This window comes from Leifsonia sp. NPDC056665 (assembly GCF_042791795.1).
Classification (GTDB): Bacteria; Actinomycetota; Actinomycetes; order Actinomycetales; family Microbacteriaceae; genus Leifsonia.
Window position 1 is genome coordinate 182,201 of record NZ_JBHTXK010000001.1, and the last position, 14,271, is coordinate 196,471.

Sequence of the window (14,271 nt, forward strand, 5' to 3'; positions counted from 1 at the left end):
GTGTCCAAATCAGACGATTGCTTGGCTCTGCGGCTCAAGCAGCGCCTGACGGTTCATCTCCTCAAGTGACTCCTGGAACCGAAGGCGGTCGGCACGCCGCTGGGCCTGCTTGAGCGGGTTCGGGACCGGCGCCGCGAGCAGCAGCTTGCGCGTGTACGGGTGTTCAGGATTCTCCGTGACCTCTTCCGCGGGACCGTTCTCGACGATCTCTCCACCGCGCATCACCGCAACGCGATGCGAGATGTAGCGAACGACGGAGAGGTCGTGCGAGATGAAGAGATAGGTCACGCCTGTAGTCCGCTGGAGGTCGATGAGGAGGTCCAGAACCGTCGACTGTGTCGACAGGTCCAATGCGCTGACCGGTTCGTCGCAGATGATCAACTTAGGGTCCAACGCCACTGCGCGGGCGATCGCGATACGTTGACGCTGCCCCCCACTGAACTCGCGAGGGAGCCTATTGGCGGCGTCGGCGGGCAGGCCGACCTTCTCCAGTAGCCCGCGGACCCGCTGGCGACCTTCGCTACGCGCTACTCCTACAGCCAGGAGCGGTTCGCTGAGGATGTTCTCGATCGTCATCGACGGGTTCAGGGACGAATAGGGGTCCTGGAACACGACCTGGATATCCCGAGCGAGACCCCGGCGAGCCCTACCCCGCGTATTCGTGATGTCCTTCCCGTCGAATTTGATCGTGCCCGCGGCAGGCTGAACCAGCCCGAGTACTGCACGTCCCAGCGTGGTCTTGCCCGAGCCGCTTTCGCCGACCAGTCCAAGGGTGGTTCCCTGCTGCAGGTCGAGGGAGACGTCCCTCAGGACTTGGTTGGGGCGCCGGCGAAAACTGCGGGCCCCGTACTCGACATAGAGGTTTTTGATAGAGAGGAGCGGTTCAGACAACGGAGTAGCTCCTGTCTCGAGTAGTGCGTGAAGCCATATCCTCAAGCGTCGAGGAGAGGAGCATCTGGGTGTAGGGATGCTCAGGGTGATCGAAGATGTCTTCCACGTCGCCCACCTCGACCACTTTTCCGCGCTGCATGACGGCGACACGATCGCAGAGATCCGCGACAACACCGAAGTTGTGGGTGACCAGCAGCATCGACATGTTCCGCTCAGCCTGCAGCTCGCGCAGCAGATCCAGAATCTCGGCCTGGACGGTCACATCGAGTGCAGTGGTCGGCTCGTCCGCGATGATCAGTTCGGGGTCTCCGGAGACTGCGCAGGCGATCAGTACTCGTTGCGCCATCCCTCCAGAGACCTCGTGCGGGTAGCTGCGCATCGTCCGCACCGGGTCGACGATCCCCACCCGCGCGAGCAAGCGAAGCGCTCGATCTTGCGCGTCATTCTTGGAGATACCGAGCATACGGACCATGGGGCGTGTCAGCTGGTAGCCGATGGTGAAGGTCGGATCCAGGTTGGACATCGGCTCCTGGGGGACGTAGGCGATCCGACGCCCGCGAACCTGAGTCATCTGCTGGCCGGTAGCGTGCGCGAGATCCATCCCGTCGAACTGGATCTGACCGGATGCAAGTGTGGCTTCCGGGGGAAGGAGTCCGAGAATCGAATACGCCGTTTGCGTCTTCCCAGAGCCGCTCTCGCCGACCAGGCCTAGGATCTCACCTCGCCGGATCGCCAGGCTGACGGATTCAACGACCGGTTTCAGCGAACCATCGAACGTCGGATAGCTGATCGTCACCCCGTCGACGCGCAACAGCGATTTGTCGTCGACCAGCTGGGGCGACGCCGGTTGTCTTGTCGCCGCGCGGGACGCCTCGAGCCGGGTCCGGCGCGAGACTGTGGGTGCCGTCTCTTCGAGGGCGTCCCGAAGGGCGTTGGCGATAAGAGCAAGACTGCCGGTAGTCAGGCCGATGGCCAGCCCCGGCCACAGGACTGCGATCGGCGACTGATACACGTTCTGGAACGCATCCTGCAGGATTCCTCCCCACGTCGGCTGGGTGGGACTTCCGAGTCCGAGGAACTCCAACCCTGCCTGGATCAGGATGCCCGCACCGGCGATGCCGGCAACCAGCAAGATGATCGGACCGCGAATCGCCCCAAGCACATGACGGAGCAAAATTCGTGTCTCAGACAGCCCGGATACACGAGCGGCATCGACGTACAACTCTTGCCGTACCGATATGACCAGCCCTCGAACCAGCCTGAAGAGGAATGGGGAAAGCAACACGCCGAAAGCCGCCATCGTGACGATGGTGTTCGGGCCGATCACCGAGTACATCGCCACAAGGATGATGATGGCTGGTACGGCCATGATCACGTTGTTCACCCAGCTGAGGGCTCCATCGACACCTTTGCCGACGAACCCCGCGAGCAGGCCAGAGCTGACGCCGACCACGATGGCGACGATCGCGACCGCAGCCGTGCCCAGGAGTGTAAGCCGGCTGGCGGACAGAAGACGGCTCAGGATGTCTCGGCCGCTTCCGTCACCACCGAGCCAGAACGCTGCATTTGGCCCGCGATTGATCTGATTGAAGACCGGAGTCACGGGGTTGTGCGGCATGATCCACGGGGAGAGGATCGCTGCCACGATGATCACGACCAGTACGGACGCGGCGATCACTCCCAACGGGTTGCGAAGGAAGCGTCGCACCACGTGGGGACGGGTCGCGCGCGCGTTTACGGGCGCCGCCTCGATGGTCACTGGAGTCTCGCTTTCGGGTTGAGCCATCCGTTGAGGATGTCCACGATCAGATTGACTATGACGATGACGATCACAGCCACCGTGACTACGCCGAGCACTGTCGGAACATCACCCGTCTGGGTCGCCTGCGTCGCAAGGAGCCCCATGCCCGGAATGGCGAAGACCCGTTCGATCACCACGGCGCCTCCCATCAGCCCGATGAACTGGAGGGAGATGATCGTCAGAAAGGGGCCCGACGCGTTCCGAAGTACGTGCCTGAATAGAATTTCGCGCTCGGAGAGCCCGTGTGCGCGCAGAGTCCTAACGAAATCGAGTCTGAGAACGTCGATCACGCTGGACCGAACGATCGAGGCCGCGCCCAGGGCGCCGATCACCAGGGCGGCCACCGGCAAGACCAGCCCGACCGCCCATTGCCCCGGGTCGACGGTCGGTGGCGTGTAACCGGTCGCGGGGAAGATTCTGAGGTTAAGGGCGAACAGCTCGACCAGCACCAATCCGACCCAGAAGGTTGGCAGAGCTCCACCGACGACGTTGAAAACCTGCACCAGTCGATCGATCCAGCCTCGGCGCACTGCGGCGAGGACTCCAAGGAGCAAGCTGAGGACGGCGGTGAAGAACACTGCGCCGATGACGATCGAGAGGGTGACTGGTACCCGATTGCTCAGGGCTTCGACGACTGGCGCGCCGTTGAGAAAGGAACGCCCGAGGTCTCCTCTAATGGCGCCGCTGAACCAGTTGAAGTACTGGATGAGGGGCGCCTGGTCGAGACCCAGTTCGTGTGCCCGTTGGGTCACCTGGGCCTGTGTGGCCGTGACGCCGAGGATATTGCGTGCGATGTTGTTTCCGCTGCTGAACATCAGCAGCGCTGTGATTGCTGTCACCACAACAACGAGCACCACACCCGAGCCCAGGCGACGTAGCAAGAATAAGGTCATGACTTCTCCACGAAAATAAGATCGGGGGCGGCGGTTCTCTGCCGCCCCCGGCGCCCAGAATTACTTCGCGGGAGCGAATGTCCAGAGCGGTGGGGTGTCGAGCGCGCCCCCCGTCTTGGCGGTGGTCTTGGAATCGACGGCGTAGAGGGATTCGGCCTGCCACATGATGTCGAACCAGGCGTTCTTCACGACCCATTTGTTCACCGCGGCGAAGGCCTCCTGCTGCTGGTCGGCCGGCGCCTTCCGAGCAGTCGCGATCAGAGCGGTGAGTTCTGGATCGGATGCGTGGAGCATGTTCCAGATCGAGTCCGGCATCAGGTCACCCTTGATGAGCTGCCATGAGCCCCCGCCGCCGCCCATCAGGAACATGGGATAGGTACCGCCGAACAGCGCGCTGTAGATGTCGGTCGGGGCAATCGTCTTGTAGGTGGCCCTGATATTGATCTTGCCGAGCGCCTCCTGGATCAGCGCGGTAGTCGCGTTACCGGAGCCAATCAACGGGATGGTGATGTCGAAACCGTTGGCATATCCAGCGGCCGCCATCAGGCTGCGGGCCTTCTTGACGTCATAGCTATACGTCTTATCGAGCGAATCGACATGTCCGAGCTGGCCATCCGCGAAGAACTGCTGGCTCAGCTTTCCATAACCAAGCGCCGTGGCTTGAAGGATCTGCTTGCGATCGATGGCGTAGTTGATGGCCTGACGCACGCGCACGTCCTTGAACGCTGGCTGGATCTTGCCTTCGCGGTCGAAGATGCCGAGACCAGAGAACCCGTTCGGGCTAGCGAGGATCTTGTTGCCGGCGTTCGTCACCTGCTTTGCCTCTGGCGGGAGAATGTAGGCGGCGTTGACCTGACCGGAGTTGAGGGCATTCACGCGAGCAGTCTCGTCAGTGGTGACCTTCAATACGATCGTGTCGTACTTCCAGGAGGCTGCATCCCAGTAGGCGCCAGGGCGGCGAGTGTAGACGTATTCTGCATCGTTGGTCGTACGTGACTTGTCCAGAACGTACGGGCCCGATCCAACAGGACTGGTTGCCACATCTTTGCTCGTGAGTGAGCGCGGGCTTCCGATCGCTCCTGCAGGGCCACCCAAGGAACGGAGGAGCCCGGGATCCTGAGTCTTGAGGTCGAGGACGACGGTGTCGCTGTCCGGAACATGGACCTGGCTGACCGCTGCCAGCTCGGAAACGTCAGATCCGGATCCGCTCTGTGTGTGCTTGATGTTCGCTTCGACCGCCGCGGCGTCCAGCACCTCTCCGTCGCTGAACTTGATGCCTTTGCGCAGGGTCAGCGTCAGCTGGGTCAGCGACTTGTTGTAGCTCCACTTGGTCGCCAGACCAGGGGTCGGCGTGCCATCCGGCTGAGTCTTCAGCAGCGTGTCGAAAACGGGCGTCCAGTAATAGGTGCCCTCGCCACCGCCGGATAGGTCGCCCGGAGCGAGCGAGTTCGGGCCATACGACGTCGCAACCGTAAGGGTCCCCCCGGATGAGGCCTTCGGCGATGCGGCAGCGCTGCAGCCCGTGAGGGCGAGCGCGAGAACGCTTACTCCACCCACCAATGCTGCACTGAGTCGTTTCATTTTGTTTCCCTTTATCTTCGTTGATTGAGGATCCGAAGCGGCGCAGGCTCTGACCTACACCTCCCGGAAGCCTCAGCGGCAAACACTATGCGCCATCTGTCGCATAGTTGGGGTGTAAACGGTATGCTACAACTGTTGCGCAGACAGCGCAACTGATCCCGGAGAGCCGAACGGCCGCTCTTTGTCGCCCCAAATGATCCGTGAAGCGGACAGCGTCGACTCTGTGCGGAAGTGCGCCAGTCGGCATCGGGCCAGACGCGACCAGTCAAGTACGACGACGGGGTCTTGCCCAGCCGAAAGAGACGTCGACACCCGGGATGAGAGACGACACGGAGGAAATCAAGTGAGGAAGCCTGATAAGCCGAACTTCCGGCGGCCCGTTAGGTTGGAAGTGGCGCCCTCATGACGGGAAGACTGGAGAACAAGGTAGCTGTCATCACGGGCGCCGCGCAGGGTATGGGCGCCGCCACCGCGCGCGAGTTCGTCTCGCAAGGAGCGAGGGTAGTTCTCGCAGATGTCGCCCACGAGGCAGGGCGGGCGCTGGAGCACGAGCTCGGCGAGGACCGAGCCATCTTCGTTCCGCTGGATGTCAGTAGCGAGGATGACTGGCGCGACGTGCGTGGGCGCACACTCGACAAGTTTGGACGGATAGATGTGCTCGTCAATAACGCCGCCGTCGGATACTTCGTGGGCGTCGATCAAATCGAAGCAGACAAGGTTATGCGGCTGTTCTCCATCAACATCTTGGGTGGCATGCTCGGGGTGAAGACCCTGGCCCCTGCGATGAGGGAAGCTGGAGCCGGCGTCATCATTAACATCTCATCCTTGGACGGCCTACGCGGAGTCAACGGCATGAGTCCCTACGTCGCCAGCAAGTGGGCTGTGCGCGGTGTCACAAAGGCGCAAGCACTCGAGCTCGGGCCGGCCATCCGCGTTGTGTCCATCCATCCCGGCGGGGTCAATACACCAATGGGCAACCCAACCGGCGCTGGCGAGGAGGAAGTGAACGCCGGCTACGCCCGAGTCCCATTGCGTCGCATTGGCGAACCAGCCGAAATCGCCCGCGTGACTGCATTCGTCGCCTGCGACGACGCGAGCTACATGACAGGGGCCGAAATCGCGGTCGACGGCGGATGGAGCTCCGGCCACTACCATTCAGGGCTTCCTGGATCTCCCGAGGTCTGAATGAGCAAGTCTGATGTCATACGGGCAACCGTCGAGAAGTACCTCGGACTGGCCGCGCAAGGAACAGGAGCGCAGATTGCGAGCCTTTTCTCGCCAAACGCCACAGTGGAAGACCCGGCTGGCTCCTTGGTGCGTCGCGGTGCTGAGGATATTGCGGCCTTCTACGACTCCCTACGTGCCGATCGCAGAACAATCGAGTTGCTAACACTTCGAGTCGCGGCGAACACCGCTGCCTTCCACTTCCGTGTCACAACCACGAGCGACGCCCTGACGATTGTGGTCGAACCGATCGATGTGATGACATTCAGCCAGGACGGCCTGATCACAAGCATGCGAGCAGTTTGGTCAAATGAGGACATCGTAATGACGGGTATCGCCGCCCGAGCATGAAGTACTAGGCAGCCGGCAATCTCACGGAAGAAGGGCCCGGCGATTCGTCCGGCCCTTCTTCCGTATGTTCGGTCGACCCGTTCATACAATTTGCGGTTACGCACTCGGCGACAGCCAGCTGGAACTGAGCCCAAGAGTCTTCACTCTCGGCATGGAACAGGTGCTTGCGGACGAAAGATAGCTCCGCGACCGGCGTCTAGGGCCTCCAGCTACGAGAGCGCCAACCTTCTGACTTGCTCCAAATCGTCGGACGATATGCGTCGTGTGTTGCATAGAACGCCTCGCGAAGCCATGATGATCCTCGGCTGCGGCAAAGGGTCCGCGGAGAGGAAGCACAAGATGACTGATCGCGCACGCGTGTTCTTGACCGGAGCAGCCGGCAGTTGGGGGACGCGGATCCTCGATGAGTTCCGGGATCGATCCGACCGGTTCGACGTAGTTGCGCTGGTGCTACCGAACCCTCGGGACGTCGCGGCGATCCGCCGGTACGAGGACATGTCGAATCTGGAGGTGGTGTTCGGCGATCTGACGGACTACGCCGCCGTGGAGCGCTGCGTGCGCGGCGCCGACTACATCCTGCACGTCGGGGCCGCCGTCTCGCCGGCGACCGACGATAACCCCGGTCTCGCGATGCGTGTGAACGTGGGCAGCATCCGCAACATCGTTCGCGCGGTCAAGTCGCAGCCCGATCCGTCAAAGATCAGCGTTGTCGGGATCGGAACGATTGCCGAGTCCGGTGACCGCAACCCGCCGAATCACTGGGGCCGTGTCGGTGATCCGCTCCGAGTCTCAGTCTTCGACGAGTACGGGCAGAGCAAGGTCATCGCTGAGAAGGAGCTCGTCGACTCGGGTCTGCCACGCTGGGCGTGGTTGCGCCAGACGGGCATCTTCCACCCGGGAGTGCTGGAGATCCGAGACCCGATCATGACGCACTCTCCGTTCGAGGGCGTCATGGAGTGGGTCTCGGTAGAAGATGCAGCGCGCCTGATGGTGAGCATCTGCGAGCCGGAAGTTCCAGAGGAGTTCTGGAACGAGGTCTACAACATCGGCGGAGGCGAGAGCTGGCGTCTGACGAACTGGGATCTTCAGATCCGGATGACCGGTGCGCTCGGCGTCAAGGACGTCCGCAAGGGGTACGACCGCAACTGGTTTGCCACCCGCAACTTCCATGGCATGTGGTACACCGACTCCGACAGACTCGAGCAACTGGTCCCGTTTCGTAGGGACACCTTCGAAGGCGCGCTTGACCGCGCAATTCGCGCCAACCCGGGCCTCAAGATGGCCGGCCGAGTCCCGGCCGCGCTGATCAAGAAGCTTGTCATCGAACCCCTCACCCGTAAGCCCCGCGGCACGATGGCCTACCTCCGCGATCACGACGAAGACGGCATCAACGCCTTCTTCGGCTCGCACGAGCAGTGGCACGAGATCGGAGACTGGAGCACCTTCTGGCCACCACGACCGAGCCGAACGCCCCTGGAACTCGATCTCGGCTTCGACGAATCGAAGCCGAGAACATCCTGGGCCGCGGACGACTACCGAGCAGCCGCAGACTTCCGAGGCGGCAGGCTGCTTTCGAAGGATGTGCGCACGGGCGATGTGGCAACGTCCCTTCACTGGGACTGCCAATATGGCCACACCTTCAATGGCAGTCCACGTCTGGTACTAAGCGCAGGACATTGGTGCCCGGAGTGCGTGCGCGATTCGAAGAACTACAAACGCCAGGCAGAGAAGAACCAACTTCTCGCGCAGATCGAGTTCGCGAACGCGTCCCGGGTTGACGCACTCTGATGGGAATCATGAGGCTGATCGGCCGGACCATGCGCCCGGCTCAGGAGATGCGGCGTTCGCGGTTTGAGGTTGGGGAAGCACCAGCTGACCATGTCATTTTTCTCGGCGACAGCATTACCGAGCATGGGTTATGGGACGAATGGTTTCCTGAGCTGCGTTTGCTGAACCGCGGAGTAGGAGGCGAAACAGTCGAAGAGGTCACCGCCCGAGTGCCCCGAACGCTTCCCGGCGCGAGAGCCGTCTCTGTGCTGGTTGGCACTAACGATCTCACCGGATTCGGACGTTCACGCAAGGTCGCCGACATCGTCGAACACTACGAGGAGCTGGTCGCGGCCATACGTCACGCGCTCCCCGATGCGCCAGTGCTGCTGAACAGTATCTTGCCTCGCGATCGGTTGATGGCGGGCCGAGTCCGAGAGCTCAACGTTCGGATCTCCGAGATGGCGGCTGCTGCAGGGATGCACTATGTGGACGCCTGGTCTCAGCTCCGAGGCACTCACGATCAGCTGCGTCCGGAGTTCACCCGTGACCGGATCCATCTAACCGGCGCCGGCTACCAGCGCTGGCTCAAGGTACTACGACCCGCGCTTGCTGAGGCGTTGAGCGCGACCAACGGTCCTTCGACATAGACAGCAGCCCTCCGCTCTGCGAGCCGGCGGTGGCGGCCGTGCTCGCGGTCGCAGTCGTCGGTGAGAGTCTGTCCCCAACGGCCTGGGCCGGCCTTGGGCTCATCTGGGTCGAGCTTTGCGTGATGACACTGCCGACATCTGGAGCTGAACGAGCCTTCTACGGATCTCCGGACGCGCGTTCCCTCAGTGGCACCTCGCTCGAGCGTCCCTGAGCAGCGCCGTCACCCCAGGAACACAGGCCAAAGGCTGGCCCATCAGGCTGAGCTGCGCCGGCCGGAGCAGTGGGGGTCGGGGTGATACACGCGGCGCCGAGCACCCGATACACAGGATCATCGTCGAGGAGAGCGGTTGAGGTCGAACATGACCGCTCCTTCAGAAGAGTCGCCGTACAGGAGAAGCGAGAGCCGTGTCCCGCCTCTTCTGCACGGGTGGCTTTCAGTCCTGGCCGGCGAAGGCTGGAACGAGCTCGTCGTCCAGGCTGTCCCCGTTGGTGACGGCGACCCGTCCTAGCCAGCCCAGGCTCGGCTTCGCGGTCCGCTCAAACGTGCGCGCGTCGAAAGCGATGAGGCCAAACGTCATCGCAAACCCCGAGTGCCACTCCCAGTTGTCGATGAGTGACCAGTGCATGTAGCCGAGAACGGGTACGCCGTCGGCGATCAGCTCTGCCAATCCCAGTAGGGCTTCGCGGGTGTAGCGGATCCGCGCTTCGTCGTCGGAGGTGGCCACGCCGTTCTCGGTGACCAGCACGGGAACACCGGTATAGGCGTGCGCCTGGGCGACGGTGTGCGGCAGTGCGGGCGGGTAGAACTCCCACCCGGTAAGCATGGTGTCAGGAGTCTCCGGGGCGTAGATCCGGCCTTCGGGGCCGTACACCTCGCGGGTGTAGGTCTGCACGCCGATGAAGTCGTCTTCGCGCGCCGCGGCCCAGAACGGGTGGATCGCCTGCGCGAGGATGGCCTCGCGCTGTGCTTCGCCGCCGGATTCGGCCTGGAAGTCGTGCACTGCGATCGACCAGCCGACCTTTGCAGCGGGAGCGATTTCCTTGATCGCGGCGCGAGCGAATCGATGCGCCGCGAAGACGTTCTCGACCGCATGCGGCGCAAGGACAGGGATAGCCATCGAGGCCACACCGGGAACTCCGCCGACCCGGGCAGCGAACTGCTCCATCAGCACCGCCTGTGCGGCGGCGAGATCGTCCGCCGATGCACCGAGCGGGAGTGCCCCTGTCGAGAGCAGCAAGGCTCCCGCGTTCGGTTCGTTGAAGGTGATCCACCAGTCCACCAGCGCGTGAAGCTCGCCGACGACATACCGCGTGAAGCGCTCGAAGAGCTCGGCAGCGCCTTCCTGACCCCAGGCCCCATCGCGGGAGAACCACGCCGGGACGGTGAAGTGGTTCAGTGTCACGATCGGAGTGACCTCACGCTGACGGCAGGCGAGGATGACGCGGCGATAGTGCTCGAGCTCTGCGCGGGAGAACTGGCCGCGCTCCGGTTCGATGCGAGACCATTCGATGCTGAACCGGTAGCTGTCCAGGCCGGAGTTCGCGAGAAGTTGGATGTCCTCCTCGTAGCGGTGGTAGCTGTCGCATGCGTCGCCGGAAGGCTCAGCGAACGGGGCGTTGGAAACGTGCTCCATCGCCCAAATGTCCGAATTGAGGTTGTTGCCTTCGATCTGGTGGCCGGCGGTCGCGGCGCCCCAGAGGAAATTATCGGGGAAGGTGGGCATGGTGGCTCCTTGCGGTTCTTACTCGTTGGTGAACTTCTCGGCCTGGTTGATCACGCGCGAAAGCCAGGCATGGCGGGTTGCTCGGGCGGTCTTGGACACGGTTGCGTCTGGGGCGATGCCGTCGAAGCCGTGGTATGCGCCGCCCCACAGATGGAGGTCGACGAGGTTGCCGGCCTCACTGAGCCGACTCGCATAGGTCAAGGCTTCGTCACGGAACGCGTCGGCACCCCCGACATCGATGTAGGTGGTGGGCATGGCAGACAGGTCAGTCGCGAGTGCCGCGGACGCGTACGGGGAGACGTCGTCTTGAGGTGTGTCGCCCAACAGAGCGGACCAGCCGAAAATGTTCGACTCCCGATCCCACATCCCGCCATCGCGGAGGAGATGTATTGAGGGCGTGTCGCTGCGATGATCAAGCATCGGAGCGATGAGGAGCAGGCCGGCGAGTCGAGGGTTTCCCCGGTCCCGAGCGATGAGCGCGGTTCCGGCGGCCAGGCCACCCCCTGCGCTCTCCCCGGCGATGATCAGCGGAGACGCGGGAGCGCCGACCTCAACGGCGTGTGTCTCAACCCAGGTAAGGCCCGCGTAGCAATCGCTGACAGGCGCGGGATGCCGGTTCTCCGGTGCGAGACGGTAGTCAACCGACACCACCACCAGGTGAAGACTGTCGGCATAGTCGAGCATCTCGTCGACGCCGTTAACGTTGCTGCCGAGCACCATCCCGCCGCCGTGGATGTAGTAGATTAGCCCTCGAACGGGGCCCCCGCCTGGACGGCAGATGAGCAGCGGCACGTCAGGTTGGCCGCCTCCCGCTGGGACGACAACTTCCTCCACGGTGAATCGCCCGTTGCGGCTGAAGTGTTCTTGCGCGGGCGCAGGTATGCCAGGGAATCCGCCGCGGACCATCTGAAGGATTTCCGCGCTGAGCGACGGAATGCCGCCGGGAATCGCCTCTCGCATCGCACGCAGCGGCCCCGCAAGCTCCGGATCGAGTGCCGGCTTGGGTCCGACGAGCCGTTCAACCATTGAGCGCCTCCGCGAAGAAATCCAACGACTTCACGACTTCGGACAAACTCGTAGACCGGTTCAGATACCCGTGCACCATCCCCGCCGCCAGATAAAATCTCACGGGCACGGCGCTCGCTTCAAGCTGACGATCGAGCAATTCAGCCGAAGCGCGGAGGTCGTCGTATTCGGCGGCCACGACCGAAACGGGGGGAAGACCAGCGAGCTGAGCCGCGCCGGGAATCGCATCCGCGGGAACGCACGTAATGCGGCCGAGGTAATTCTGGACCATCCACTCGACATTGCCGGCAGGTATCCGCAACGACTCCGGCAGTACCGCAAGCTCGGCACTGATCTCAGTGCTAAGACCGGGAGACGGGAAATGGGCCAGCGGGTACGCCAGGAGGATCGCCGATACCGCGGGCGCTCCGTCACTCTTGGCCCGCAGCGCCGCGGCGAGGGCAAGGGCTGCGCCGGCGCTGGCGCCGCCGATCGCCACTTTGCTCAGCGGCTTCGGAGTCTCCACTTCGCCCTGTAGTGCGGCGATGAGGACGGCGTGCACATCGTCGACAGGGACCGGGTATCGGACATCGTTTTGAGCGAGCCGGTAGTCGACGCTGAATACGATGGCCTGGGCGCGCACGGCAAGTTCGGCTGCGACAAGGTGGGCCTCGAGCATGTCCAGGTCGCCGGTGGCGAACCCGCCGCCGTGGGCCCACACGAGCGCGGTCCCGGTGGGGCTCTCTGGGACGTAGCGACGATACGGAACCGGGCCATGAGGGCCGGGGATGCTCGCGTCGACGATGTCGAGGGATGCTGGCAGCCGCCACGGCTCGGAGTCCTGGTAGAACTCGGTCATCCGGGCGATCATGTCCTCGTCCATCTGATGGAAGTTCATGTTCTCCATCAAGTGAAGCTTGCTGGCGAGGTAGGGGTCGAGAGGCATGGCTTTCCTTCGGCGCAGGGTGGAAGCGCGCGGCCGGATCGCGCCGGGTCCGACCGCGCGCTGCTTGTCAGACGCTGCCCTTGACCTTGCGGATCAGCAGCGCTCCGATGACGGCGATGATGCCACCGGTGATGAACACGGCTGGGTAACCGCCGTTGGGGATCAGGTTTCCGAGTGCAAGCACGCCTGCGGCCAGGAACGGGCCAAGGGATCGAGGAGCCTGGTCGGCAAGCGTCATGAGACCCATATACTTGCCCGTCTCGCGGCCCTCACCGGGGAGGACGTCGATCATGACGGCACCATCGACGGGGAAGTAGGCGCCGGTCCCAAGGCCCATGATCACGAGCGCAACGATGTACACGCTCACGCTCGGGGCGAAGGCAGCGATGACAGCGCCGATCAGGATCATCGTTGAGGTGTAGAGCACCATCTTCTTGCGGATGCGGAACTTGTCACTGATCCACGATCCGAGCGCCGCACCGAGAATCGCGGTGGCCAGACCGACGATGCCGGTGAGCGACACGACGGCCGGAAGCTGAGCGGGCGTGACTTTGAGGTGATCGGTGATGTAGTAGAAGCCGTATACGGTCGTCAGGACGGTGCCGAGCGTGGTGATCGCCTTCCCGATCCAGGCCCAGGAGTAGTCGGGGATCGTTCGAGGGTTCACCTTGAACTGGGCAAAGATGCCGACGACCGAGAGGCGTCCGCCCACCTCCGCTTTGGTCTGGTGACGGTCCTTGATCATGAACACCGTGATCAGCGCGGCGATGCCGAAGGCGGCGCCGGGGATAGCGAACACGATGAACTGGTGCCCGAGGTACTGGGGCAGGATGATCGCGGCGATCAGCCCAGCCAGGACCAGCATCACCTGGATCAGACCCATCACGCGCCCGCGGTGCTTCTCGGGGATCTGATCTGGAACCAGCGGCGAGTTGCCGCCAGTGTAGATTCCTGTACCAACCGCGTAGAGCATTGCACCGAGGATCAGAACAAGAATGTTGGGCGCGAGACCCATGACCCCCATCGCGACTACGCCAATCGCGGCGCCGACGAGTAGGAACGGCCTGCGCATTCCCAACCGGGAGGTGCAGCGGTCACTGAGCACACCGGCCACTGGCGCCACGACAATTCCCACGACCGCGAATAGACCGGTCAGCAGGCTCAGGAAGAACGCCTTGTTCGCAGCGTCTAGGGCGCCGATGGTGTACGGCCACGAGACAAGGACCATTGAGACAGCGGGGATAGCCGAACCGAATTGGCTGATGGCCAGGGCGACGACGACGCGCGCACGCAGCTTCGTGGGAGCGGGAAGCTCGTGTTCCACCACGGGCTCCTCCGGGAGGGCTGCGCCGGCGACCGGGCGGATTACTTCTGACACGGGTTGTTCCTCCTCGAACAGGTCTCGACAGTCGTTGTCGGCTGCGTCATTGAGCGCTC

At 63.1% G+C, this 14,271-nt stretch carries 12 protein-coding genes; 4 read left to right on the plus strand and 8 right to left on the minus strand.

Features of this window, described 5'->3' with window-relative positions:
• Positions 1–9: 9 nt before the first annotated feature.
• From ACFQ9V_RS00785 to ACFQ9V_RS00800, 4 genes are read right to left on the minus strand one after another with little or no spacing between them, the layout of a single operon-like run.
• Entirely contained in the window at positions 10–891 is an 882-nt protein-coding gene (locus ACFQ9V_RS00785) for an ATP-binding cassette domain-containing protein (RefSeq protein ID WP_382457281.1), read from the minus strand.
• Entirely contained in the window at positions 884–2,650 is a 1,767-nt protein-coding gene (locus ACFQ9V_RS00790; RefSeq protein WP_382457282.1) for a dipeptide/oligopeptide/nickel ABC transporter permease/ATP-binding protein, read from the minus strand. The genes ACFQ9V_RS00785 and ACFQ9V_RS00790 overlap by 8 nt, the downstream gene beginning before the upstream one ends.
• A complete protein-coding gene (locus tag ACFQ9V_RS00795; RefSeq protein ID WP_382457283.1) occupies positions 2,647–3,585 on the minus strand; it encodes an ABC transporter permease in 939 nt (312 codons plus the stop codon). The genes ACFQ9V_RS00790 and ACFQ9V_RS00795 overlap by 4 nt, the downstream gene beginning before the upstream one ends.
• A gap of 60 nt (positions 3,586–3,645) precedes the next feature.
• A complete protein-coding gene (locus ACFQ9V_RS00800) occupies positions 3,646–5,166 on the minus strand; it encodes an ABC transporter substrate-binding protein (RefSeq protein ID WP_382457284.1) in 1,521 nt (506 codons plus the stop codon).
• Positions 5,167–5,568: 402 nt separating this feature from the next.
• Between ACFQ9V_RS00800 and ACFQ9V_RS00805 the strand changes: the two genes are divergently transcribed.
• From ACFQ9V_RS00805 to ACFQ9V_RS00820, 4 genes are all read left to right on the plus strand, one after another.
• The gene (locus ACFQ9V_RS00805; protein WP_382457285.1) at positions 5,569–6,351 is read left to right on the plus strand and encodes an SDR family NAD(P)-dependent oxidoreductase; all 783 of its coding nucleotides are present in this window, start codon (positions 5,569–5,571) and stop codon (positions 6,349–6,351) included.
• On the plus strand, positions 6,352–6,741 hold the full coding sequence (locus tag ACFQ9V_RS00810) for a nuclear transport factor 2 family protein (protein ID WP_382457286.1): 390 nt from the start codon (positions 6,352–6,354) through the stop codon (positions 6,739–6,741).
• 339 nt (positions 6,742–7,080) lie between these two features.
• Positions 7,081–8,529, plus strand: coding sequence for an NAD-dependent epimerase/dehydratase family protein (locus ACFQ9V_RS00815; RefSeq protein ID WP_382457287.1), 1,449 nt, complete (start codon positions 7,081–7,083; stop codon positions 8,527–8,529).
• An 8-nt stretch (positions 8,530–8,537) separates the two neighbouring features.
• Complete coding sequence (locus ACFQ9V_RS00820; RefSeq protein ID WP_382457288.1) at positions 8,538–9,158, plus strand: GDSL-type esterase/lipase family protein; 621 nt, start codon at positions 8,538–8,540, stop codon at positions 9,156–9,158.
• Positions 9,159–9,593: 435 nt separating this feature from the next.
• Here ACFQ9V_RS00820 and ACFQ9V_RS00825 read toward each other — a convergent pair whose 3' ends face one another.
• The 4 genes from ACFQ9V_RS00825 to ACFQ9V_RS00840 all read right to left on the minus strand — a co-directional run bounded on the left by ACFQ9V_RS00825 (position 9,594) and on the right by ACFQ9V_RS00840 (position 14,212).
• Positions 9,594–10,883 (minus strand): glycoside hydrolase family 1 protein, encoded by a 1,290-nt coding sequence (locus ACFQ9V_RS00825; protein ID WP_382457289.1) that lies wholly within the window; start codon positions 10,881–10,883, stop codon positions 9,594–9,596.
• Positions 10,884–10,901: 18 nt separating this feature from the next.
• Positions 10,902–11,909 carry an alpha/beta hydrolase gene (locus ACFQ9V_RS00830; protein ID WP_382457290.1) on the minus strand — a complete coding sequence of 336 codons (1,008 nt, stop codon included), beginning with the start codon at positions 11,907–11,909 and terminating at the stop codon, positions 10,902–10,904.
• On the minus strand, positions 11,902–12,834 hold the full coding sequence (locus ACFQ9V_RS00835) for an alpha/beta hydrolase fold domain-containing protein (protein WP_382457291.1): 933 nt from the start codon (positions 12,832–12,834) through the stop codon (positions 11,902–11,904). Before ACFQ9V_RS00835 ends, ACFQ9V_RS00830 begins: the two co-directional genes overlap by 8 nt.
• 67 nt (positions 12,835–12,901) lie before the next feature.
• Positions 12,902–14,212 (minus strand): MFS transporter, encoded by a 1,311-nt coding sequence (locus ACFQ9V_RS00840; RefSeq protein ID WP_382457292.1) that lies wholly within the window; start codon positions 14,210–14,212, stop codon positions 12,902–12,904.
• Positions 14,213–14,271: the final 59 nt, after the last annotated feature.

Excerpts from the sequence above, each read along its gene's own strand:
- ACFQ9V_RS00795 (WP_382457283.1), bottom strand. The coding sequence starts at position 3,585 with ATGACCTTATTCTTGCTACGTCGCCTGGGCTCGGGTGTGGTGCTCGTT.
- ACFQ9V_RS00800 (WP_382457284.1), bottom strand. The coding sequence starts at position 5,166 with ATGAAACGACTCAGTGCAGCATTGGTGGGTGGAGTAAGCGTTCTCGCG.
- ACFQ9V_RS00805 (WP_382457285.1), top strand. The coding sequence starts at position 5,569 with ATGACGGGAAGACTGGAGAACAAGGTAGCTGTCATCACGGGCGCCGCG.
- ACFQ9V_RS00810 (WP_382457286.1), top strand. The coding sequence starts at position 6,352 with ATGAGCAAGTCTGATGTCATACGGGCAACCGTCGAGAAGTACCTCGGA.
- ACFQ9V_RS00815 (WP_382457287.1), top strand. The coding sequence starts at position 7,081 with ATGACTGATCGCGCACGCGTGTTCTTGACCGGAGCAGCCGGCAGTTGG.
- ACFQ9V_RS00820 (WP_382457288.1), top strand. The coding sequence starts at position 8,538 with ATGAGGCTGATCGGCCGGACCATGCGCCCGGCTCAGGAGATGCGGCGT.
- ACFQ9V_RS00825 (WP_382457289.1), bottom strand. The coding sequence starts at position 10,883 with ATGCCCACCTTCCCCGATAATTTCCTCTGGGGCGCCGCGACCGCCGGC.
- ACFQ9V_RS00830 (WP_382457290.1), bottom strand. The coding sequence starts at position 11,909 with ATGGTTGAACGGCTCGTCGGACCCAAGCCGGCACTCGATCCGGAGCTT.
- ACFQ9V_RS00835 (WP_382457291.1), bottom strand. The coding sequence starts at position 12,834 with ATGCCTCTCGACCCCTACCTCGCCAGCAAGCTTCACTTGATGGAGAAC.